The sequence below is a fragment of the Bradyrhizobium sp. USDA 3262 genome, from assembly GCF_054060035.1.
The window spans coordinates 1,776,816-1,797,037 of sequence record NZ_JBSSCT010000001.1 but is presented as its reverse complement, the minus strand read 5'-3'; the positions used below and the strand labels follow the sequence as shown (position 1 = coordinate 1,797,037).

The following is a 20,222-nucleotide window of genomic DNA, read 5'->3' as shown; positions in this document are numbered from 1 at the left end:
CCATGCGCCCGAGACACCGTTCGTCCCGTGGCTGTTTCCAGTGACCGGCGGACGATAGGCAGGCCATTGGCCGAGCGGAAGATGACCATCGTCACTATCGGAGTGTGGGACGGCGTGGTGCTGTTGGCGGCGTGCGGCCTCAGCGCCCGCGCGAGAGCCTTTCATCGTACGCCCCACGTGCGATGAAGTCAGCCGTCCCGGCCCGATTCGCCAGCCCCGAGAAGTCGGGACGGCTGACACCAGCGCGCGTTCGATGTGAGGCGAGCGTTTTCGAGCGAAGTGGATACCGGTTCGCGCGAAGTAACGCGTCAAACAGAAATCTAGAGCTGGCGGCGGCGGATGGTCTGGGCAAGTTCGACAAAGCTCTCGGCAATGCCGACGCCGGTCTTGGCGCTGACCGATTTGACGCTCGACCTGGCGAGCTCGGCAATCGCGCCCGCGCTGCCCGCGGCTTCCGGCAGATCGATCTTGTTCAGCAGCGCCCGGTAGGGCCGGCCGGGGAAGCGCTCCTCGAAGCCGCGGACCAGTTCGACCATGCGGGTCACCGTCTGCGGCCGCGTGACGTCGGACACGATGATGGCGGCGGAGGCGCCGGTGACATAGACGGTGTCGAAGATCTGCGTGCCGAAATCACCGTCGGTGTCCCACAGCACGAGGCGCATCGGATCGCCGCCGTCCGCCGGCACCACGTCGTGGCTCAGGATCTCGACGCCCAGCGTCGATTTGTACTGGCCCTCGAACCGGTTGTAGATCAGCCGATAGAGGATCGACGTCTTGCCGACCCCCATATCGCCGAGCAGCATGACTTTCGCGGTGAGCATCAGCGGGCCACTTCGCCTCGATAGACCGTCTCGAACGCCACGCGGCGATTGCCGCCGACGGTGGCGTCGACCCGGTCGGTGATCGGCATCGTCGCGGCGCGCGAAACCAAAATCAGCCGCGACGGATCGACCCCCAGCGCGGTCAGCCTGCGCTGGACCTGCTCGGCCCGCTTGCGCGCCAGCGTCCGGTTGGTGCCTTCCGTGCCGCTCTGATCGGCATAGCCGACGATGCGCAGCCTGAGATCGTTGTTCGCCATTAGTCCGGCGAGCTCGCGCAGCTGCTGCTCGGCCTGGTCGTTGTCGAGGACCTCGTCTGAATTGTTCGCGAAGAAGATCGCGGTCGTGGCGATGAAGCGGTCGAGCCGCGCCGCCGGGCCGTCGACGACGGACTGCAGCTTCGCATATTGCTCGCCCAGTTTGGCGTACTGCTCGCCGAGCTTGTCAGATTGCTCGGTCAGGGCGGCATATTTCTGGTCGCCCGACTTCGCCTGCGCACCGATCGCCTCGCGCATCTGGTCGAGGCTCGCCTGCAGGCGCGTCAGGCTCTGCTGCAGGCGCGCGATGCCGGCCTGCGATGCCGCGATTTGCTCCGGTGCGGACACCAGACCGATGTGGTTGACGATCTTGTACGGTGCCGCGGCCGCGGCGAGCGCATCGATCAACGGCGCGGTCTCCAGCTGGCTCGGCTCTATGCCTGAAACGGCCACGCTTCGGCTGCCGTGATCAAACTCGAGCCGCAGCGGGAACGAGGCCAGCAACGGCTGCTTTGCGGCGAGCTGTTCCAGCGCCGCCTGGGTCCGCCGCTCCACAAGACCGCGCGTCACCGACGTCGCGGCAAGCCAGAGCAACAGCGCAGCCACCGCCGCGAGCAAGGCGAAAAGGATCACCTTGCCGCGCCGGCTCGCGATCCTGGGTGGCGTATCGTCGGCCTCGATCGCGGCTGCCAGCGACGCCAGCATCGGCCCGTCGCAATCCGCGCCGCGGTCGATGCGCTCGATCGCATCGAAGAACAGCGAGTTGATCCTGGCGTTGTCGGCGGGACGCAGCGGTCCCAGGCACTCCGCCGCCAGGATAAAGCGCGGCGAGGCGCGCAGCGCGAGCTGCCGTCCGCCGAAATCGAGCGTTTGCAGATTGCCTTCGCCGGCCAACGCCTGCACGGAGAATTCCAGGATCGCCGCGACCATCGCGCTGAGCAGGTCGGCGCGTTCGTCGGCGGTCGCTTCGCGCTTCCAGTCCGCGATCAGGCGGCCATTGCCGCGTTCGATGATCAGGAGCCGGTTGATCTGCGGCGGCTGGTCGGCGAGCACGAATTCGCTGATCGGGCGCCCCGTCACCAGCGACTTGACGCGGCCGACCCACAACTGCGCCGAGGTCAACGCATTGATGCGCTGCTCGAGCGAGGCAACCAGCTCCCTGAACGAATTCGCCACCGCGGCGCTGACCAGCCGGCCGACGATCGGATAGAGCGCCTCGATCATCTGCTCGCGCGAATTCTTGATCTCGCTGCGGATCGCCGAGACCACAACCGGCGCAATCGCACTGGCGAGCTCGCGCGGCCGGTTGACCTCGGCGCGCTCCAGCGCCTCGACCAGGATGCCCGCGGTTGCCGTCTCCAGGCGGTCGGCGTTGCCGACATAGCGCTGCAGCGAGTCGAGGTCGGCCTCCAGCGACGTCAGACGCGTCGCCTCGGGCTGAAACAGCAATGTCTTGAGCTGCTCGATCTCGCGGTTCTGGCCGGCAGCAGCTGCCATGCTATTTGCCCGTGCGGTCGGATCCCAATCCGCTGATGACCGAGCCGAGCTGGGTGATCGCCGCGCCGACATCCTTCAGCGAGTCGAGCCGCTTTTGCTCGGTATCACGCTCGAGGTCGGAGAGCCGCGCAGAAAGCGCGGTGAGCTCGTTGGTGAAGTCCGCCTGCATCTGCTTGAGCGATGCCTGCATCTCCTCGCGCAGGCCCGAGAGGTTGGTCTCGAGCGAACGTTGCGCACCGCCGAACAGCAGGTCGCGGACCTGATCGATCGCCGCCATGCCATGCGCCACGGCGTCCGCGCCGTTGCCGGCCGCCGGAGCGTCCGCCGGTCCGTCCGTACCTTTGGTCTGGCGCTCGATACCCTTCATGGTCATTTCCCGCTTACTCATAGCCGCGCAATCCGGACCTGCGGTGTCAAAAAGCAAATCCGAAACAACCCTATAGCCAATTTTGCGGGCGCGGCCCAGAGAAAGGCGAGCAATCTCAGCCGGATCAACCGCGTGGTTGTGCGATCGCGGCCAATTATTTCTAGTAAGTTATTGCCTTTATTGCGAGTTCTGTACGGTTCTTGACCTGGCATTTCTCCAGAATCGTGCTGACATAGTTCTTCACGGTTCCTTCCGCCAAATGCAGCTGCTCGCCGATCTCGGTGTTGCTCTTGCCCTCGACGATCAGCGTAAGAATTTCATTCTCCCGCGCCGTCAGCCCGTCACGAACCGGCAGCTTCGCCGAGACGCGCGGACCGCGCAGCCGCTTGAATTCATCGAGGATGCGCGCGGCGACGCTGGGCGAAAGCCCGGACTGGCCGTTGATCACCGCGCGGATCGTCGAGGCGATCTCCTCCATCCTGGCGTCCTTCAGGAGATACGCCTTGGCGCCTGCGCTCACCGCCTCGAAGATCAGATCGTTGGTCTCGAACGTCGTCAGCACCACGATATGGGTCTGCGGCAATTCGCGGAGAATCCGCTGGGTCGCGGCGATGCCGTCGACCCGCGGCATCTGCAAATCCATCAGGATGACATCCGGCCGATAGCGCCGCGCGAATTCGATGGCCTGCTCGCCATCGGCCGCGCCGGGAAGGATCTCGAAATCGTCGTTCTGCTGGGCAAGCAGCGTGGCGATACCTTCCCTGATCAGGGTCTGATCCTCGGCGATCAGCACCCGTATCTTCTCAATTCTGCTCACGGGCTTTCCGTCATCCTCTCGAAAACGCGTTGAACGCGCGGCAACGAATTCACTCGGCCAGCACGCCGGCAGACGCTGCCGGCGGCACCGCCACGGGGAGCGAGATCCGGACCAGCGTTCCCTGCCCGGGCGCGCTCTCCACCGCACAGCTGCCGCCGACAAGTTCAGCAAATTCGGCCATTCCAATCAATCCGAAATGTCCTGGCGTCGGGACCGCGAGATCGAAGCCGCGGCCGTCATCGCGGATCTCGACAATCAGCTTGCGGCCGACCGCGGCCGGTTCGTCGAAAGCGTGAAAGGAGACGCGGCGCGCCTGCGCATGCGTCTGAACATTGCGCAGTGCCTCGCTGAGAATGCGCTGAACCGTCAAGCCGCAATCGCGCAAGCCGGGGCGCGCCGCTTCGTCGATCTGGATCGACACCCTGACGCCGCTGCGTGCGGCGAAGTCGCTGAGCAGCCCCTCGACGTCGGGATCAAGCTTCAGGTCGTCGGGCGTGCGCAGGCGATCGATAGCTTCGCGGGCGCGCGAAAGGCCGCTCGCGGCCGCATCTTCAGCGGTCGCAAGGCTGTCCGCCACACGGGCGGGATCAGCCGACAGATAATGCCGGATCAGCCGGATCTGGGTCAGCAGCGCCACGATCGAGTGCACCAGCGTATCGTGCAGATCGCGCGCCAGCCGCAGCCGCGTCCGCGCCAGCGAGGCAAAGCGCACCTCCGCGCTCGCCGCCTCGAGCTGCTGCTCCATCAGGCGCCGGGCGCGGCGCTCGCTGCCGAGCAGCGTTTCGACCTGACGGCCGGCAAAATCCGGCATGGCGATGACGAAGTAATGCGACTGCGCACCGTTCCAGAGCACGACCGCCGTCATCGGCTGCGTGATGTCAGGCGACGCGCCACGCACACCGGCCAGCGCAATCATGTCCCGCTGGCCTTGGGCAAGCGCCGCCAACTCGGCTTCCATGCCGACCAGCAACACACACTCGCAGCAATCGACGCCGGTTGCGGGAAGCCACTCGACCAGCCGGCCGATCTTCCGCTGCATGCTTCGATCGGCGCCGATGACGGCGAGACCGATGACGTCGGCTTCTGCGGCCGCAAGCAAATCCGCGCTCAGATCGATCATGCGTTGCCCATCAGCTCAGCGAGCAGCCCACTCTGGCGTAAGCCGGCAGCGGTCGCAAACGAATATGACTTTCGTCACAACCGGTCCTGACCTTCGTCAGATGCCGCCGCTGCTCGAAATGCGGTTCTGTCTCACGAATGAGCAACAGCGCAAGCCATGATGTGCCACATGCCGGCGTCCATGGCGATGCCGGCCGGGCGCCGGGCCTCGCGGAAGGTCGCGCCAGTCGGCCGGAATGTGAGCTGACAATGAAGGGCGCACCACGAAAACCGTCGGGCATCGAGCTGCGCATGTTGGCGGAAGCAAGCAAGCCCGCGCGGCGCCGGCGCCTGAGCGCAACCCAGAAGATGGCGTTGCAGGAAGCGCTCGCCGGCCGCCTGCAGCTCTATCCGCGCGGATATGCCGCGAGCAAGACCGGACCGTTCCACTCCCGACGCGCCATTCTCGGACTGGTGCGCGCCGGCCTTATGAGCCTCAGCGCGACGGCGCGCTATGCGGCCGTGACCAGGCGCGCGCGCGAGATGTACGAGGCCGCGGCAAGCAGCGACGCTGCGCCCGAGTAAGCGCGCACCATTGCGCTGAGGCGCTCGAAGCCCTCACCATCCATTTCATTTCTCCGCAGAGGCCTGGCCGGCGTCACACGCGCGTGGACGCTCTCGCGTGCCGGCCGCGAGCAGCGTCAGACCAGCCGGTTGGCTGCAGCAGGGCACGTATGCAGATAAACTGCGAAGATAATCTTTACAGTTTACCTTCATATTTGCTATCCGATCCGGCATGAGCAATGTACCGGCCCGTCCCGGCTCGGCGCGCACATCCGCGCTCGCCGAAGATCTTCGCCTGTTGATTGGAACGCTGAAGCGGCGGCTTCGCGAGCAGGGCCAGCGCGAGGACCTCCCGCCTTCCCAGGTTGCGGTGCTGCTTCGCCTCGAAAAGGACGGTCCCGCGACCGTGTCCAGCCTGGCGCGATCGGAGGGCATGCGTCCGCAGTCGATGAGCTCGGCGATATCGGCGCTCGAGGCTGCGGGCCTGGTCCGCGGCGCGCCGGATCCGGACGACGGCCGGCAAACCATCATGTCGCTCACCGATAGCTGCCGCGAGCGGCTGCGCACCGGCCGCGCCGCGCGGCAGGACTGGCTGTCGCGCACCATCGCCGCGCGGCTGTCGGCGCGGGAGCAGGACGAACTCGCCGGCGCCGTCGGCTTGCTGAAGCGGCTGGTCGAGGATTGAGGCCGGCTGCGCCGCGACCGCTTGCGAAAAAGGTAACGACCATGGCCCTGACGACGCTCGATCCGATCACCGCATTGATCGTCATCGATCTACAAAGCGGCCTCATGGGCTGGCCCTTCGCCCATCCGATCGGCGACATCGTGGCTCGCGCCGCCGCGCTTTGCGCTGCGTTCCGGCGGCGCGGTCTACCGGTCGCGCTGGTCAATGTCGACGGCAGTTCGCCGGGACGAACCGAGCAGGCGCCGCGCCATGGAAATTCAATTGGAAATCCATTTGGCGGCCCGCTTCCCGACGGATGGACCGATCTCATTCCGGAGCTCGACCGACAGCCCAGCGACATCGTCGTGACCAAGCGAACGCGAGGCGCATTTGCCAGCACCGACCTCGAAAGCCTGCTGAGAGCCCGCGGCGTCACGCAAGTCGTGATCGTCGGCGTCGCCACCGCCGGCGGCGTCGAATCGACGGCAAGACAGGCCTATGAAGCGGGCTTCAACGTCACGCTCGCGATCGACGCCATGACCGACGCGAGGCCGCACGCACATGCCTACAGCGTCGAGCACGTGTTCCCGCGGCTCGGCGAAACCGGCTCGACGCAGGCGATCATCGATCTCGTTGAAAGGACCAACGCGCATGAATTGGCTTGATCTCGTTGCTTATTTCTTCGGCGGCGCCTTTCTCACCAATGCGATCCCTCACGTCGTCGCCGGCATGATGGGCGAAGCGTTCCAGAGCCCGTTCGCCAAGCCGCCCGGCGAAGGCCTGTCCTCATCGACCGTCAACATCGTGTGGGGCTTCTTCAACCTCGCGGTCGGATATCTTCTGGTCTGCCGCGTCGGCGACTTCGGCCTGCGAACCACCAGCGACGTCGCGGCGCTCGGTCTCGGCGGTCTGCTCATCGGCCTGTTCCTGGCGCGGCGGTTCGGGCGGTTTCACGGCGGCAATGAACCTCAGAGAACATGAGACGCGTATTTCGATCGTTCGCGAGCTTCAACTACCGGGTCTGGGCGGCCGGCGCGCTGGTATCCAACATCGGCACCTGGATGCAGCGCGCCGCGCAGGACTGGCTCGTTCTCACCCAGCTGACAAATCACAGCGCGTCCGCCGTCGGCATCGTGATGGCGCTGCAATTCGGGCCACAACTATTATTGATGCCGTGGACCGGCTTTGCCGCCGATCACTTCAACCAGCGCAAGCTATTGATGGCGACCCAGGCGACGATGGGCGCGCTCGCACTCATCCTCGGCATTCTCACCGTCACCGGGTTGGTGCAGCTCTGGCACGTCTACACCTTCGCGTTCCTGTTCGGCTGCGCGGCAGCGCTCGATGCCCCGGTGCGGCAGACCTTCGTCGCCGAGCTGGTCAGCGATACCAATCTGTCGAATGCGATCGCGCTGAACTCGACCTCGTTCAACGCCGCGCGCATGATCGGCCCCGCCGTCGCCGGCCTCATCATCGCCTCCGTCGGCACCGGCTGGGCGTTCCTGTTCAACGGCGCATCGTTCCTGGCGGTGCTGACCTCGCTGACCCTGCTGCGCACCTCCGAGCTGCGTCCGAACGCGCGCGCCCATCGCACCAAGGGCAGAGTGATGCAGGGCTTCCATTATGTCTGGTCCCGGCCTGATCTCAGGGCGACGCTGATCATGCTGTTCCTGATCGGGACCTTCGGACTGAACTTTCCGATCTTCATCTCCACCATGGCGGTTGGCGTGTTCCACACCGATGCGCGCGGCTTCGGCCTGCTGTCGTCGATGATGGCACTCGGAACGATGTCGGGCGCGCTGCTTGCCGCGAGCCGCGAGGAGCCGCGCTTCGGCTCGTTGATGCTGGGCTCCGCGATCTTCGGGCTGGGCTGCACGCTCGCCGCATTGGCGCCGGGCTATTGGCTGTTCGCCGCGGCGCTGGTCGTGATCGGCGTCGCCGCGCTGACCGTCACCAACACCTCGAACGCGCTGATGCAGCTCTCGACCGAGCCGGCAATGCGCGGACGGGTGATGGCGCTGCGGCTCGGCGTTGCGCTCGGCGGCACGCCGATCGGCGCACCGATCGTCGGCTGGGTCGCCGATCACCTCGGCCCGCGCTGGGCACTCGGCGTCGGCGCCGCAGCCGGCTTTGCCGCGGCGATCGTCGCAATCGGCATGCTGTCCCGATCGGGCGGCGAAGCCGAGCGCCGCAGCCAGGAGGCGCGAAGGAGCGAGGTCAACCTGCCGCAGCAGCGTTGATCGCGGCGCCATCGACCGGCGCTCCTACTCTGTGTTTGGACACGTGTCCGTCACACGGACCGAAACGCTAGTAAGCGTAGGACGGCTTGCCCGGCTGCACGGTCAGCCGAAAGGCGACATCGGTCGAACCATCCATCAGTTCGATGATGTGGTCGCACACCAGGCAACGAAACTCACCCGCGACGCCGCCCTTCGACGTCAATTCGATCCGGCGATAGCCGGCCTGGCAATGGGGGCACGTCACGTCAGATTTTCGCATGGAATCAGCAAGCCGTTGCGCTCTCGAGTTTCCCACACGCCCATGATCGGAAATGTGACGGCCGTCTAACCGGCGTGCTGGTCGACGAGAGCGCCGGGAATTTGTGCTGTGCTTTCAGCGCGAAAAGTTCCCGACGATGGCCGGAACGACGCCGAGCCCAGGCTGGCAACACGGCCGCGGACCCAAAAACGAGCGAGCGCTCTCTCAGAAAATTTCATCATCCCCCTTTTCCGGGCGCCGTTTCGTGGGCTAGGAATTAGGCAAGGGCGTAAAGCCCAGCCCGGACCAGCAACAAAATGAAATGGTCCGGGAGCATAGCCAGGGAGGCAACGTGGGTCTCGCGCGTCAGCGACCGGGGACGGCGAATGCGTTCGCGATGGACGTGCTTTGCGCACGCATCCTCGAACGTCATCGGGATTCCATCCGGGTCCAGAAAACCCATCTCGCCGTTCCGAATCTCACGCGCATCATCGGCGCCACGCTCACGCTTTCCAACAAGCACGGTTTTCACGCCACCACGCTGCGCCAGCTCGCGGAAGCTTCGGGCCTCAGCATGGGCGGCCTTTATACCTACTTCGACAGCAAGCCGACGCTGCTGTCGATGATCCTCGGCGAGGTCGCCGAGACGGTGGCGGAGGTCCTCAACTCGCCGCCCGCCGACGTGAAGCAGGATGCGCGCAAGCATCTGCACTGGATCATCGCGACCCATGTCCGCATGAGCGAGGCGATGCAGCCCTGGTTCGTGTTCTGCTTCATGGAAGCGAAGTCGTTTCCGCCGGCGGAGCGCCAGCGCGCCATCGAGATGGAGGTGATGACCGAGAAGATAATCGCCGGCGTTCTCAAGCAGGGTGTCGCCAGCGGCGTCTTCGCGATCGACCAGGTCACGCTGACCGCATCGCTGATCAAGCCGCTGCTGCAGGACTGGTACGTCAAACGCGCGAAGTACCGCAGACGCGGCACCTCGATCGAAACCTACATCAGCGCCGTCGGCGCATTCGTCGATGCCGCGGTCGCAGGCCGGACGCGGCCCGGCCGCGTCGCGCCCGGCTCCCGCACGAGAACCAGACAGACGGCGCACCCATAGCCGCAGGAAGGACGAGGCAATGAAGCGATTGCGGTTCAATCAACAGGAGATCGTCTTCGCCGTCTTTGCCGTGCTGTTCCTGGCGTTCTCGATTTTCCTGCGCGGCTTCCTGACGCCGGAGAACATGCTGACGCTGCTGCAGAACGTCGCGGTGCTCGGCATCCTCGGGCTTGCGATGGCGATCGTCGTGATCGGGCGCGGCATCGACATCTCCCTGATCGCAGCCCTCGCGGTACCGCCGGGGCTCGTGCTGCAGATGGTGCAGAACGGCCACTCGCTTCCGACGGCGCTGGTGACGGCCGTGCTGCTCACGATCGCGTTCGGCCTGGTCAATGGCTGGCTGATCGCCTATGCCGAGGTCCCTTCGCTGTTCGCGACGCTGGCGACCGGCCTGCTGCTCGCCGGCCTCGGACAGGCCGCGCTGTTTCAGCTCGACGTCGTGCAGTGGAGCGACGGCATGAAGGGCTTCGAGCGGCTCGGACAAGGCACCATCCTTGGCATTCCGACCTCGATCGTGATGTTCGCGATCGCCTGCGTCGTGGTCGCGTTCCTGCTGCGCCAGACGCGCTGGGGCGCCTATATCTACGCGATCGGCGACAATCCCTACGCGGCCCGCGTCACCGGCATCCCCTCGCGCCCGATCATCGTGCTGCAATATGTCGTCGCGGCGCTGATCGGCTGCTTCGCGGGCCTGGTGATGGCGGCATCGGTCAACTCGATGCCGACCCGCATCTTCAATTCGACCCTGATCTACGACGTCATCCTCGTCGTCGTGCTCGGCGGCATCGGCCTGTCGGGCGGCCGCGGCGGCGTGCTCAACGTCATCATCGGCACGCTGCTGATCGGCACCATGCTGAACGGCATGACCATCATGGACATTTCCTACGCCGGACAAAACCTCGTCAAGGGTGTCGTCCTGCTGCTCGCCGTCATCACGGATTCATTCCTGAATCCGCGCAACGAAGAAACGGCACAGCAGGGCGACATCTGAACCAAGCCACAAGAACATTCAATCACGACCAAGGAGGAAGCAATGAAATACGCTGTCAGGACTGCAAAGGTGATCGCCGCAGCGCTCGGTCTTGCCGCCATCGCCGCTCCGGCTCTGGCCCAGCAGGGCCTGGACGAGCCGTTCCAGAAGCCGTTCAGGGAAGCTCTCGCCGGCAAGACGGTGGCCTACGTTCCGGTCGCCATGAACTTCGACCTCACCGAAGGCTGGTACGCCGGCATGAAGAAGGAGCTCGAGCCCTTCGGCGTGAAGTTCGAGATCCGCGATCCCAACTGGAACACCAATGCCGGCGCGCAGGCGGTGACCTCGCTGATCTCGGAGAAGCCGGCCGTGATGGTGATCCACAATCCGGACGTACAGACCTACGCCAAGTTGCTGCAGCGCGCCGAGAACGAAGGCATCTACGTCATCCAGATCAACATGGGGTCGGCCTATCGCTCGTCGGCTTTCGTCGGCGCCAACTGGATCGAGATCGGCGAGCGGGACACCGAAGCCGTGGTGAAGGCCTGCCAGGGCAAGTCGAACAAGATCGCCATCGTGCAGGGCGCGCTCTCGGCGGCCGCCAGCGCCTACACGCTCAAGGGCGTCGAGAACGTGCTCGCCAAGCATCCGGAGATCAAGGTGGTCTCGAGCCAGGCGGCCGACTGGGACGCCGCGAAGGCCAAGGCGATCACCCAGACCGTGCTGAAGCAGAATCCTGATCTTTGCGGCATCGTCGGGTTCTGGGACGGCATGGACATCGGCACCGCCGCCGCGGTGAAGGAAGCCGGCCTGACCGGCAAGGTGTTCGTCGCGACCTCCGGCGGCGGCGAGCGCAAGGGCGCCTGCGAGCTCGTGAAGTCGGGCGCGTTCGATCTCAACATGAGCTACGACGTGCCGACCCAGGCCGCGCAGATGGCCGGCACGATCAAATGGCTGCTGTCGTCGGGCGCCAAGGCCGGCTCGATCAAGGGTTCGGAATACACGACGCTGATTCCGATCACCAAGGAGAACGCGGACAGCCAGACCGCGTGCTGGAATCTCAGTGACCTGAAGAAATAGTCCGGCCATTCCCGCTCGACGTCCCGGGCGATTTCACCCCGGGACGTCGATCTTCCCAAATCGAACGCCTTGCTGGAATGCCGATGCGCGACACCCTGACGAGCCTGCGTTACCGCTACTGGCCGGATCATCTCCTCGGCGAGATCCTGTCGAAGCGTTGGACCGAGACCGCAATACCGGTGATCCTGCTTTTGATCGTCGGCTTCGCGCTCAGCCGTTCCATCGATCACTTCCTGTCGCCGTCGAGCCTCGCCGACACCGCGCGGCAGGCCGGCGAGATCGGCTTCATCGGCCTCGGCATGGCGCTGGTCGTCATCGTCGGCGGCATCGATCTGTCGGTCGGCTCGATCTTCGCGCTGACGGATTTCTGCGCGCTTTATCTGCTCGACGTGCTGAACTGGCCGGTACCCGCGGTGGTGGTCGCCACCCTCGTCTGCGGTGCACTGCTCGGCGCCGTCAACGGCGTCCTGATCGGCTACTTGCGGCTCCGCGCCTTCATCACCACGCTGATCACCTTGATCATCTACCGCTCGGCGTTCGATCTGTTGATCCAGCGCTACTCCAATTCGATCGCCGCGGCCTTCCCCGACATCCCGTCCTGGAATTTCATCGGCGGCGGCGACGTGTTCGGCATTCCGAGCGTCGCCTTGGTCTACATCGCGATCGCGATCTTCGGCCATATCTTCATGACCCGGCTGCGCCCGGGCTGGCACATCACCGCGATCGGCGGCTCGCGCCGTTCGGCCTACAATTCCGGCATTCCGGTCCGCCGCACCATCGCGCTCTGCTATGTCGCAAGCGGCGTGCTGACCAGCATCGCCGCGCTGTTCTTCGCGGCCCGGCTCGGCACCGTCGGCGGCGACATCGGCGTCGGCCTCGAGGTGATCGTGCTGACCGCGACCGTGCTGGGCGGCATCACGCTCGGCGGCGGCAAGGGCTCGGTCGCCAAATCGCTGGTCGGCGTGCTGATCGTGCTCTTGATCACCAACGGCCTGACCACGCTCAATGCGCGCGGCGGCATCAACCGCATGGCGCTGGCCGGTATCCTGCTGGTCGCCGCGATGGTCGACATCCGCTGGCAGAAGAACCGCACCCGCATCATCAGCAAGGTCTATGTCGCGCCGACCTATCACGCGCTGCCGCCGCCGCCGGCAACCGAGATCGGCCAGGGCGGCCCGTTCGAGCAGAACGACAAGCTGCGTGACGTCGAACTGATCGGGCTCGGCCGCATCGAGGCGCCGGAGGACGTGATCCTCGATCGCAACAACAATCTCTACGCCGGCTCGCGCCATGGCGACATCATGCGCTTCTTCGCGCCCGACTATCAGCGGATGGAGGTGTTCGCCCATATCGGCGGTCAGCCGCTCGGCATGGCGTTCGACCGGCAGGACAATCTCTATGTCTGCATCGGGGGCATGGGGCTGTATCGGATCAAGCCCGACGGCACCGTGGAGAAGGCGACCGACGAGACCAATCGCAGCATGCATTCGGTGAATGACGACAGCCGCCTGCGGCTCGCCGACGACCTCGACATCACCGACGACGGCCTGATCTTCTTCTCGGAAGCCACCGTGCGCTACGAGATGGACGAATGGCCGATCGACGGGCTCGAGGCGCGCGGCAACGGCCGCATCATCTGCTACGACACCAAGACCGGCGCGACGCACACGGCGCTGCGCGGCCTCAAATTTCCCAACGGTATCTGCGTCGCCAGCGACGGCCAATCGATCCTGTTCGCCGAAACCTTCGGCTGCTCGATCAAGCGGCTGTGGTTCGCGGGGCCGAAGAAGGGCCAGGTCGAGGTGGTGATGGACAATCTGCCGGGCTATCCTGATAACATCAACCTCGCCTCCGACGGCAATTACTGGCTGGCGCTGGTCGGCATGCGCAGCCCCTCGCTCGACCTCGCCTGGAAGATGCCGGGCTTCCGGCGCCGCATGGCCAAGCGCGTCCCGGTCGACGAATGGCTGTTCCCGAACATCAACACCGGTTGCGTCGTCAAGTTCAACGAGCAGGGCAAGATCCTCGAATCGTTCTGGGACCTGCGTGGCGAGAACCATCCGATGATCACCTCGATGCGCGAGCATCGCGGTTATCTCTATCTCGGCGGCATCATGAACAACCGGATCGGCCGCTACAAGCTGGAGAACGCGGACCCGAACTTCGTGCAGTATGACAAGCGCTGGGGGAAGCTGTCGTGATCGCGGCCGTCAGGGAATTCGCCAACCGCTTTCTCGGCCGCGGCGAGGCCACCATCACCGTGCCGTCGTTCGACGGCGCGCTGAAGCCGAACCAGAAACTGGAATCTGCGACCACCTTGCTGGAATGCGAGGCGCTAGAGGATCTCGCAACCGACGGCCGCAACCTCTATGTCGCCGACGGCCGGCGTCTGCTGCGCCTCGACGGAGGCGGAGCGGCCGAGCTGCGCAGCTTCGAGCAGCCGATTTCGGCGCTCTGCGCGCTCACCGGCGGCGGCATCGCGGTCGCGCTCGGCGGCCGCGAGGTGCGGCTCTATACCAATCCCTCGTCGGGCGAGCCGAGCGTGACGTTCAGCGATGCAGCCTTCAACGCGATCAACGCGCTGACGCAGGCCGGCGACGGGACCCTGATCGCAACCGACGGCTCGGCGAGCTGCGGCATCGATGATTGGGCGCGCGACCTGATGGAGCTCAACCGGAGCGGCCGCGTGTTCCGGCTCGATCCCAGGACCAGGTCGGTGCAGCCGCTGGCGTCGAAGCTCGGCTACGCCTTCGGCGCCTGCGCGCGCGGCGATGGCGTGCTGGTCAGCGAGAGCTGGCGGCATCGCCTCGTCCTCGTCTCGAACGGGAGGCCGCCGCAGGTCGTGCTCGGCCACCTGCCCGTCTATCCGTCGCGGCTGTCGAAGGCCGCGGGCGGCGGCTATTGGCTCACCGCATTCACCGCGCGCACCCAGCTGATCGAGTTCGTGCTGCGCGAGCCGGCCTACCGGCGCCGCATGATGGCCGAGATCGACCCGGCCTATTGGGTGGCGCCGCGGCTGCGCTCGGGCTTCTCGTTCAAGGAGCCGATGCAGGGCGCCCACATCAAGACGATGGGCGTGATCAAACCGTGGGCGCCGCCGCGCTCCTATGGCCTCGTCATCCGGCTGAGCGAGGACGGCAAGCCAAAGTATTCGCTGCACAGCCGGGTCGACGGCGTCAATCACGGCGTCGTCGCGGCGCTCGAGCTGGGCGGCGACCTTGTGCTGATCGCCAAGGGACCGGGCCGCGTGCTGAAACTGCCCCTCGCCGGGCTCGCCGAGGAGGTCGGCTCATGAGCGACACCGTGCTTTCCCTGCGCAAGGCCACCAAGCTTTACGCCGGCGTGCCCGCCATCGAGGGCGTCGACTTCGATCTGCGCCGCGGCGAGATCCACGCGCTGGTCGGCGAGAACGGCGCCGGCAAGTCGACACTGACCAAGGTGATGGCCGGCGTCGTGACCTTGACCTCCGGCGGCATGAGTGTCGACGGCGCGGAGGTCGCGCCGCGGACGCCGCTCGAGGCCCGCAATCTCGGCATCGCCATGGTGTTCCAGGAGAACAGCCTGGTGCCGACCATGACGGTCGCGCAGAATCTGTTTCTCGGGCAGGAGAAATTCTACAACCGGCTGCGCGGCATCTACATCGCCGCCCAGCAATTCCTGCAATCGCTGAATTTCGACGTGACGCCGACCGCGACCGTCAGCGGGCTCGGCGCCGCCAAGAAGCAGATGGTGGAGATCGCGCGCGCGGTTCTGCACAAGGCCAAGGTCATCATCTTCGACGAGCCGACCGCGTCGCTGACGCCGGAAGAGAAGAAGTATTTCTTCGACCTGGTCCGTGACCTCAAGAAGCGCGGCGTCTCGATCATCTTCATTTCGCACGCGCTGGAAGAGGCTCTGCTGCTCGCCGACCGCATCACCGTGCTGCGCGACGGCAAGCACGTCATCACCGACGACGCCGCGAAATTCGATCGCGCGGCGATCGTGCAGGCGATGGTCGGACGCGACCTCTCCAACACGCTGTATGGCGCGCGGAAGACCAGCGTCCGGCCGGCGGGGACGCGCGTGCTCACGGTGCAAAACCTCAAGATGGCGCCGATGGTGAAGAACAATTCGCTGTCGGTATTCGCCGGGCAGATCACCGGCGTGTTCGGCCTGGTCGGCGCGGGCCGCACCGAGACCTTCAAGATCGTGTCCGGCGTGTTGAAACGCGACTTCTTCCACGGCGGCGAAATCATGCTGCACGACAAGCCGGTGCGCTACCGGGTTCCGGCGCCGGCGGTCAAGGCCGGCATTGCCTATGTGACCGAGGATCGCAAGGTCGAGGGCTTCTTCGAGACCGCCTCGATCGCCCGCAACATCTATCTCGGCCTGCTTTCCAAATTCCCCGGGGGCCGCATGATGTTGTCGCGGCGCGAGACCAATTCGGTCGGCAAGACCTGGACCCAGCGCCTCAAGGTTCGCGCCATCGGCGACGAGGCCAAGGTGGTCGAGCTGTCGGGCGGCAACCAGCAGAAGGTGGTGATCGCCAAATCGCTGGTGCAGGAGCCCGAGCTGATCATCTTCGACGAACCGACCCGCGGCGTCGACGTCGGCGCCATCGTCGAAATCCACGAGCTGATCAACCAGCTCGCAGACGAGGGCAAGGCGGTGGTGGTGATCTCGTCCTATCTGCCCGAGATCATGGCGCTGTCCGACCGCATCCTGGTCTCGCGCCAGGGCAAGGTGGTCGAGGAATTCTCCGCGCTCGAAGCCACCGAGGAGAAGATCATGTACGCGGCGATTCATTGATCGCCGCAACGGACATGCGTCACGGCCGGCTCGCCGCACGCAGCGCATTCATGCAAGCATCGCTCAAGCAGGTGCGGCGCGGGAAGCCGCCTGCTGCGGTCATGGTCGCGCGCTACTTCGGTCCGACGGTTCCAGTCACCTTCAGCCTCGCCGACCTCACCCAACCCGAGACGTCGTTGCCCGTCCCCGGATTGAGGTACATCACCGACGACCAGCCATCATTGGTTTGCGCATACGCGATCAGCGCGTCATTTGGAATGACGAACACCCCGCGGATCGGACAGTGCAGATTCGGTGCCGAGTAGAATTGCAGCCGTCCCGTGCCTGTCACCACATTGGCCAGCGGCGGCGACAGCATCGGGACGCGGCTGGTGCCGGTCTGCGGCTCCTTGCAGCTCGACGGCATCTGCGCGTGCACGGTCGCCCCCGGAGCCCCCAGGATCACGGCACACCAGACCATGCAGGCGACGACAAACCTGTCCGACATCACTGATCCTCCTGATTTCGCCAGTTGCGGCAACCGGCGAAGGGATTGATTCAGTTCGTGCCCGCGATGATGACGAGGTTGTTCAGGACAGGCGTGGAGCAGAAGGCGACGACGAGAGCGATGTTGTAAACGTTGTTGCTCCGCCAAAGCAGCCACGTGATCACGAACGTCAGGCCAAGCTTGGGCACCAGCCACCATACGCCGAACCATGTCTGCGCCAGATGCATGAACGGGTTCAACTCACCCAGTCCGAGACTCAGGATCACATTCGTCGACACGAGGTCGGCGTAACCCAGCAGCAGGGCGAGGAGCACCAGAAGACCCTTAACCCAATTCATTCCGAGACTCCCGATGCCAGTAATGCCGAAGATGCCGGATTGGCCAGATCACACTATTGATGATGTCCACGCGCTCGGCAGGCACGAGGCCCGTTGCAGGATATTCGTCCGGCTTCGGTACCCAGGCCGTGCCGAACAGAATGTCGAGGAGCGGAAAGCAGGCGGCGAAGTTTTTGTCCCTGTGCTCGGGAAGGACCGAGTGATGGATCCGGTGCCATTGCGGATTGTTGATCCATGTCACGTACCGACCGAGCGGAATGCGGACGTTGAGATGGGCACACGCATCGGGCATGAAGAAGATGAATCCCACCGCGATCACCATGTCCGGCGGGATGCGGAACAGGATCGCCATGATCGGAAGAAAGGCGTCGGACAACACCCGCTCCAGCCAGAAATGCCGGCCGCCGGTAATGAACGTCACGCCGTTCGCGCTGTGATGGAAGGAGTGCATCGCCCATAGAAAGGGGATCGCATGTTGAAGGCGATGGTATGCGTACTTGTAGAGATCGAATGCGACCACGATGATTGCGAGGGAGGCGTACCACCAGTAACCGTCGGTCGGCAGCTTGATCCAGCCGAGACCGGTATAGCTGGCAATTTTCCCCGCACTGATCGCCGCGATCGGAGCGAGCATGGACGACAACCCGAGGCTCACGATCACCGCGAGCCAATCATCGCGAAACTCGCCGTAGGGAACGTCCGCGATCGGCCATCTTTTTTCCAGGATGCGACTGGTGTAGACGATGCCCAGGAATACGGCCGCATAAAATACGGCGTTTGCGACGTCACTCTGCATGAGGGATGACTCGCCGGTTCAAAAGGACAGACAATAAGAATAAAAACATTTGTGTGCCTATAAGCTGAAAAAGCTTATTTTTTCTCAACGTTCCGGCGGCGGCAAGCAGGGTTTTTACGGGGGGCGGGTCCGAGTGGGGGCCCCGGGACAGGTTGCATCCAGACGGCGCTGGCGCCCATTTCTGGTCTGAGGAAGCCGACCGGTGTCGCCTTTCGACCCATTTCGCAAGTTTTCGCTGGCTCAGGCGGAGCCCGCCGTGCTTTGATCGCTGGCAATATTTTGAGAATATTTTGAGGGCATGCCTTGGCCTCCGATCGCATCGAGCGGCGATTGGCTGCAGTGCTAGCGGCCGACGTCGCTGGGTACAGCCGGCTGATGGGACGGGACGAGGAAGGCACGCTGACTTGCCTGAAGACCCTTGTAGGGACCATCGTTAATCCGGCAATAGCCGCCCATCGGGGCCGTGTCGTCAAGACAACGGGAGATGGCCTGCTCGTCGAGTTTGCGAGCGTCGTCGACGCGATACGCAGTGCCGTTGAAATTCAAAACACGTTGGCGGCGCGGACGATCGCCGTGCCGCTGGATCAAAAGATAGAATTTCGCATCGGCATTCATACCGGCGACATCATCATCGATCGAGACGATATTTTCGGGGATGCCGTCAACATCGCCGCTCGACTCGAAAGCATCGCCGAACCGGGCGGGATCTGCGTATCCGACGACGCCTACAGACAGATCAGAAGCAAGGTCGACATTGTCTTTGAAGATATGGGACTGCAGTCTCTGAAGAATATCGCCGAACCAATTCAGGCTTGGCGATCCCGGTTGAGCACTCAAACGCCATCCGACGAAAGGTCAGCTTCGGCTGCGGCCCATCCGCAGCCGCTCACTCTTCCTGACAAACCTTCGATCGCGGTGTTGCCGTTTCAGAACATGAGCGGCGATCCCGAGCAGGAGTATTTTGCTGACGGGATGGTTGAGGAGATCACGACGGCACTATCGCGCAGTCGCGCCCTTTTTGTCGTCGCACGCAACTCCGCCTTTACTTACAAGGGAAAGGCCATCGACATAAGCCGTGTCGGACGGGAGCTGGGAGTCCGCTATGTCCTCGAGGGCAGCGTGCGAAGGTCGGCCGACCGAATAAGAATAACGGGACAATTGATCGAGGTGACAAACCAGGCCCATATCTGGGCGGATCGCTTCGACGGATATCTAAACGACATTTTCGTGCTGCAAGATACGGTTGCATCAAGCGTAATCGGAGCGATCCTTCCCAACATCGAAAGGGCGGAGATTGCGCTTGCCGTTCGCAAGCCGCCTGCGAACCTCACCGCCTATGACCACTACCTTCGCGGCCTCTCGTCTTTATATCTGTTTACAAGAGAGGCGCATCGCGGGGCCCTGCCTCTTTTTGTGCGCGCCACCGAACTCGATCCGGGCTTTGCACTTGCCTACGCAGTACAAGCTGGATGGTACCTCACGGCCAAGGCCTTCGACTGGGTCAGCATCGGACGCGTCGAGATAGAACATGCCGAGCGAATCGCGCGCGAAGCATTGCGGCTGGGCGATGACGATCCGCGAGTGCTCGCTTTCGCGGGTCAAGTCTTGACCTATGTCGTGAAGAAGGTTGCGGAAGGCGAGGCACTCCTCTCGCGCGCAGTCAATCTGGACCCTAATCTTGCGACGGCGCGATTATGGCTCGGCGGAGCCAAGAATTTCCTCGGCGAGTATGATGAGGCGATCGAGCAGTTACACCTTGCATTGCGATTGAGCCCGCTCGATCCACGAACTTTCCTCGCCTATCAAGGATTGGCGAGTGCACACTTCCAGGCAGGACGATACGACGAGGCTTTGGTATGGGCGTCCGACGGTGTCCGGCGTTGGCCTGACTTTGTTCAACTCCATCGTCAGATGATGGCGGCTCTCGCGATGCTGGGCCGGATAGACGAAGCTACCAAATGCAGCGATCAGGTCCGTCGATTGAGCCCGGGCTTGACGATCGCGGAATACAAGAGAACGACGCCCTTTGTGCGCAGCGAGGATGTCGAGAAGGTCGCGGCGGCCTGGCGACTGTCCGGTATGCCCGAATAGATCCTCT

General features: G+C 64.2%; 21 protein-coding genes. 12 read left to right on the top strand and 9 right to left on the bottom strand.

Annotation, left to right across the window (positions count from 1 at the left end; all coding sequences use genetic code 11):
• Window positions 1-320: 320 nt before the first annotated feature.
• The 5 genes from ACVWYP_RS08285 to ACVWYP_RS08265 form a co-directional block, all read right to left on the bottom strand.
• Window positions 321-821 (bottom strand): Rab family GTPase, encoded by a 501-nt coding sequence (locus ACVWYP_RS08285; protein ID WP_212054222.1) that lies wholly within the window; start codon window positions 819-821, stop codon window positions 321-323.
• Window positions 821-2,572: an OmpA family protein gene (locus tag ACVWYP_RS08280; RefSeq protein WP_304498361.1), complete on the bottom strand. Its 1,752-nt coding sequence runs from the start codon at window positions 2,570-2,572 to the stop codon at window positions 821-823. The genes ACVWYP_RS08285 and ACVWYP_RS08280 overlap by 1 nt, the downstream gene beginning before the upstream one ends.
• Window position 2,573: 1 nt before the next feature.
• Window positions 2,574-2,960 carry a hypothetical protein gene (locus ACVWYP_RS08275; RefSeq protein WP_304498360.1) on the bottom strand — a complete coding sequence of 129 codons (387 nt, stop codon included), beginning with the start codon at window positions 2,958-2,960 and terminating at the stop codon, window positions 2,574-2,576.
• A 139-nt stretch (window positions 2,961-3,099) separates the two neighbouring features.
• Window positions 3,100-3,756: a response regulator transcription factor gene (locus ACVWYP_RS08270; RefSeq protein ID WP_018269507.1), complete on the bottom strand. Its 657-nt coding sequence runs from the start codon at window positions 3,754-3,756 to the stop codon at window positions 3,100-3,102.
• 49 nt (window positions 3,757-3,805) lie between these two features.
• Entirely contained in the window at window positions 3,806-4,876 is a 1,071-nt protein-coding gene (locus tag ACVWYP_RS08265) for a sensor histidine kinase (RefSeq protein ID WP_304498359.1), read from the bottom strand.
• A 137-nt stretch (window positions 4,877-5,013) separates the two neighbouring features.
• Here ACVWYP_RS08265 and ACVWYP_RS08260 point away from each other — a divergent pair, with 137 nt between their 5' ends.
• The 5 genes from ACVWYP_RS08260 to ACVWYP_RS08240 all read left to right on the top strand — a co-directional run bounded on the left by ACVWYP_RS08260 (window position 5,014) and on the right by ACVWYP_RS08240 (window position 8,322).
• The gene (locus ACVWYP_RS08260) at window positions 5,014-5,439 is read left to right on the top strand and encodes a hypothetical protein (RefSeq protein ID WP_137481307.1); all 426 of its coding nucleotides are present in this window, start codon (window positions 5,014-5,016) and stop codon (window positions 5,437-5,439) included.
• Window positions 5,440-5,650: 211 nt separating this feature from the next.
• The gene (locus ACVWYP_RS08255) at window positions 5,651-6,103 is read left to right on the top strand and encodes a MarR family winged helix-turn-helix transcriptional regulator (RefSeq protein ID WP_304498358.1); all 453 of its coding nucleotides are present in this window, start codon (window positions 5,651-5,653) and stop codon (window positions 6,101-6,103) included.
• 41 nt (window positions 6,104-6,144) lie between these two features.
• The gene (locus ACVWYP_RS08250) at window positions 6,145-6,747 is read left to right on the top strand and encodes an isochorismatase family protein (protein WP_304498357.1); all 603 of its coding nucleotides are present in this window, start codon (window positions 6,145-6,147) and stop codon (window positions 6,745-6,747) included.
• Entirely contained in the window at window positions 6,734-7,063 is a 330-nt protein-coding gene (locus tag ACVWYP_RS08245; protein ID WP_016848133.1) for a hypothetical protein, read from the top strand. Before ACVWYP_RS08250 ends, ACVWYP_RS08245 begins: the two co-directional genes overlap by 14 nt.
• Window positions 7,060-8,322, top strand: coding sequence for an MFS transporter (locus tag ACVWYP_RS08240; RefSeq protein ID WP_304498356.1), 1,263 nt, complete (start codon window positions 7,060-7,062; stop codon window positions 8,320-8,322). The genes ACVWYP_RS08245 and ACVWYP_RS08240 overlap by 4 nt, the downstream gene beginning before the upstream one ends.
• A 67-nt stretch (window positions 8,323-8,389) precedes the next feature.
• Here the strand turns inward: ACVWYP_RS08240 and ACVWYP_RS08235 are convergent, their stop codons facing one another.
• Entirely contained in the window at window positions 8,390-8,566 is a 177-nt protein-coding gene (locus ACVWYP_RS08235; RefSeq protein ID WP_311986722.1) for an MJ0042-type zinc finger domain-containing protein, read from the bottom strand.
• A 391-nt stretch (window positions 8,567-8,957) separates the two neighbouring features.
• Between ACVWYP_RS08235 and ACVWYP_RS08230 the strand changes: the two genes are divergently transcribed.
• The 6 genes from ACVWYP_RS08230 to ACVWYP_RS08205 all read left to right on the top strand — a co-directional run bounded on the left by ACVWYP_RS08230 (window position 8,958) and on the right by ACVWYP_RS08205 (window position 16,503).
• Window positions 8,958-9,665, top strand: coding sequence for a TetR/AcrR family transcriptional regulator (locus ACVWYP_RS08230; protein WP_304500203.1), 708 nt, complete (start codon window positions 8,958-8,960; stop codon window positions 9,663-9,665).
• Between the two features lie 19 nt (window positions 9,666-9,684).
• The gene (locus ACVWYP_RS08225; protein WP_253588656.1) at window positions 9,685-10,656 is read left to right on the top strand and encodes an ABC transporter permease; all 972 of its coding nucleotides are present in this window, start codon (window positions 9,685-9,687) and stop codon (window positions 10,654-10,656) included.
• Window positions 10,657-10,698: 42 nt separating this feature from the next.
• Window positions 10,699-11,715, top strand: coding sequence for a sugar ABC transporter substrate-binding protein (locus ACVWYP_RS08220; RefSeq protein WP_028340412.1), 1,017 nt, complete (start codon window positions 10,699-10,701; stop codon window positions 11,713-11,715).
• Between the two features lie 77 nt (window positions 11,716-11,792).
• Window positions 11,793-13,916, top strand: a complete 2,124-nt coding sequence (locus ACVWYP_RS08215; RefSeq protein WP_304498355.1) for an ABC transporter permease — start codon at window positions 11,793-11,795, stop codon at window positions 13,914-13,916.
• The gene (locus ACVWYP_RS08210; RefSeq protein ID WP_304498354.1) at window positions 13,913-15,010 is read left to right on the top strand and encodes an SMP-30/gluconolactonase/LRE family protein; all 1,098 of its coding nucleotides are present in this window, start codon (window positions 13,913-13,915) and stop codon (window positions 15,008-15,010) included. Before ACVWYP_RS08215 ends, ACVWYP_RS08210 begins: the two co-directional genes overlap by 4 nt.
• Entirely contained in the window at window positions 15,007-16,503 is a 1,497-nt protein-coding gene (locus ACVWYP_RS08205; RefSeq protein WP_304498353.1) for a sugar ABC transporter ATP-binding protein, read from the top strand. Before ACVWYP_RS08210 ends, ACVWYP_RS08205 begins: the two co-directional genes overlap by 4 nt.
• A gap of 112 nt (window positions 16,504-16,615) precedes the next feature.
• On the opposite strand, the gene ACVWYP_RS08200 is transcribed toward ACVWYP_RS08205, so the two are convergent.
• Genes ACVWYP_RS08200 through ACVWYP_RS08190 form a run of 3 tightly spaced genes read right to left on the bottom strand, consistent with a single transcriptional unit; the run spans window position 16,616 to window position 18,124 of the window.
• Complete coding sequence (locus ACVWYP_RS08200) at window positions 16,616-16,990, bottom strand: hypothetical protein (protein WP_304498352.1); 375 nt, start codon at window positions 16,988-16,990, stop codon at window positions 16,616-16,618.
• Window positions 16,991-17,040: 50 nt separating this feature from the next.
• Window positions 17,041-17,328 carry a DUF5658 family protein gene (locus ACVWYP_RS08195; RefSeq protein WP_249167463.1) on the bottom strand — a complete coding sequence of 96 codons (288 nt, stop codon included), beginning with the start codon at window positions 17,326-17,328 and terminating at the stop codon, window positions 17,041-17,043.
• Window positions 17,315-18,124 carry a sterol desaturase family protein gene (locus tag ACVWYP_RS08190; RefSeq protein ID WP_304498351.1) on the bottom strand — a complete coding sequence of 270 codons (810 nt, stop codon included), beginning with the start codon at window positions 18,122-18,124 and terminating at the stop codon, window positions 17,315-17,317. Before ACVWYP_RS08190 ends, ACVWYP_RS08195 begins: the two co-directional genes overlap by 14 nt.
• A 303-nt stretch (window positions 18,125-18,427) precedes the next feature.
• Here ACVWYP_RS08190 and ACVWYP_RS08185 point away from each other — a divergent pair, with 303 nt between their 5' ends.
• Entirely contained in the window at window positions 18,428-20,215 is a 1,788-nt protein-coding gene (locus ACVWYP_RS08185) for an adenylate/guanylate cyclase domain-containing protein (protein ID WP_051447845.1), read from the top strand.
• Window positions 20,216-20,222 lie beyond the last annotated feature (7 nt).

Coding starts and splice junctions, on each gene's coding strand:
- ACVWYP_RS08250 (WP_304498357.1), top strand. CDS start 6,145: ATGGCCCTGACGACGCTCGATCCGATCACCGCATTGATCGTCATCGAT.
- ACVWYP_RS08190 (WP_304498351.1), bottom strand. CDS start 18,124: ATGCAGAGTGACGTCGCAAACGCCGTATTTTATGCGGCCGTATTCCTG.
- ACVWYP_RS08240 (WP_304498356.1), top strand. CDS start 7,060: ATGAGACGCGTATTTCGATCGTTCGCGAGCTTCAACTACCGGGTCTGG.
- ACVWYP_RS08275 (WP_304498360.1), bottom strand. CDS start 2,960: ATGAGTAAGCGGGAAATGACCATGAAGGGTATCGAGCGCCAGACCAAA.
- ACVWYP_RS08280 (WP_304498361.1), bottom strand. CDS start 2,572: ATGGCAGCTGCTGCCGGCCAGAACCGCGAGATCGAGCAGCTCAAGACA.
- ACVWYP_RS08260 (WP_137481307.1), top strand. CDS start 5,014: ATGAGCAACAGCGCAAGCCATGATGTGCCACATGCCGGCGTCCATGGC.
- ACVWYP_RS08255 (WP_304498358.1), top strand. CDS start 5,651: ATGAGCAATGTACCGGCCCGTCCCGGCTCGGCGCGCACATCCGCGCTC.
- ACVWYP_RS08225 (WP_253588656.1), top strand. CDS start 9,685: ATGAAGCGATTGCGGTTCAATCAACAGGAGATCGTCTTCGCCGTCTTT.
- ACVWYP_RS08220 (WP_028340412.1), top strand. CDS start 10,699: ATGAAATACGCTGTCAGGACTGCAAAGGTGATCGCCGCAGCGCTCGGT.
- ACVWYP_RS08200 (WP_304498352.1), bottom strand. CDS start 16,990: ATGTCGGACAGGTTTGTCGTCGCCTGCATGGTCTGGTGTGCCGTGATC.
- ACVWYP_RS08285 (WP_212054222.1), bottom strand. CDS start 821: ATGCTCACCGCGAAAGTCATGCTGCTCGGCGATATGGGGGTCGGCAAG.
- ACVWYP_RS08215 (WP_304498355.1), top strand. CDS start 11,793: ATGCCGATGCGCGACACCCTGACGAGCCTGCGTTACCGCTACTGGCCG.
- ACVWYP_RS08230 (WP_304500203.1), top strand. CDS start 8,958: ATGGACGTGCTTTGCGCACGCATCCTCGAACGTCATCGGGATTCCATC.
- ACVWYP_RS08265 (WP_304498359.1), bottom strand. CDS start 4,876: ATGATCGATCTGAGCGCGGATTTGCTTGCGGCCGCAGAAGCCGACGTC.
- ACVWYP_RS08205 (WP_304498353.1), top strand. CDS start 15,007: ATGAGCGACACCGTGCTTTCCCTGCGCAAGGCCACCAAGCTTTACGCC.
- ACVWYP_RS08245 (WP_016848133.1), top strand. CDS start 6,734: ATGAATTGGCTTGATCTCGTTGCTTATTTCTTCGGCGGCGCCTTTCTC.
- ACVWYP_RS08195 (WP_249167463.1), bottom strand. CDS start 17,328: ATGAATTGGGTTAAGGGTCTTCTGGTGCTCCTCGCCCTGCTGCTGGGT.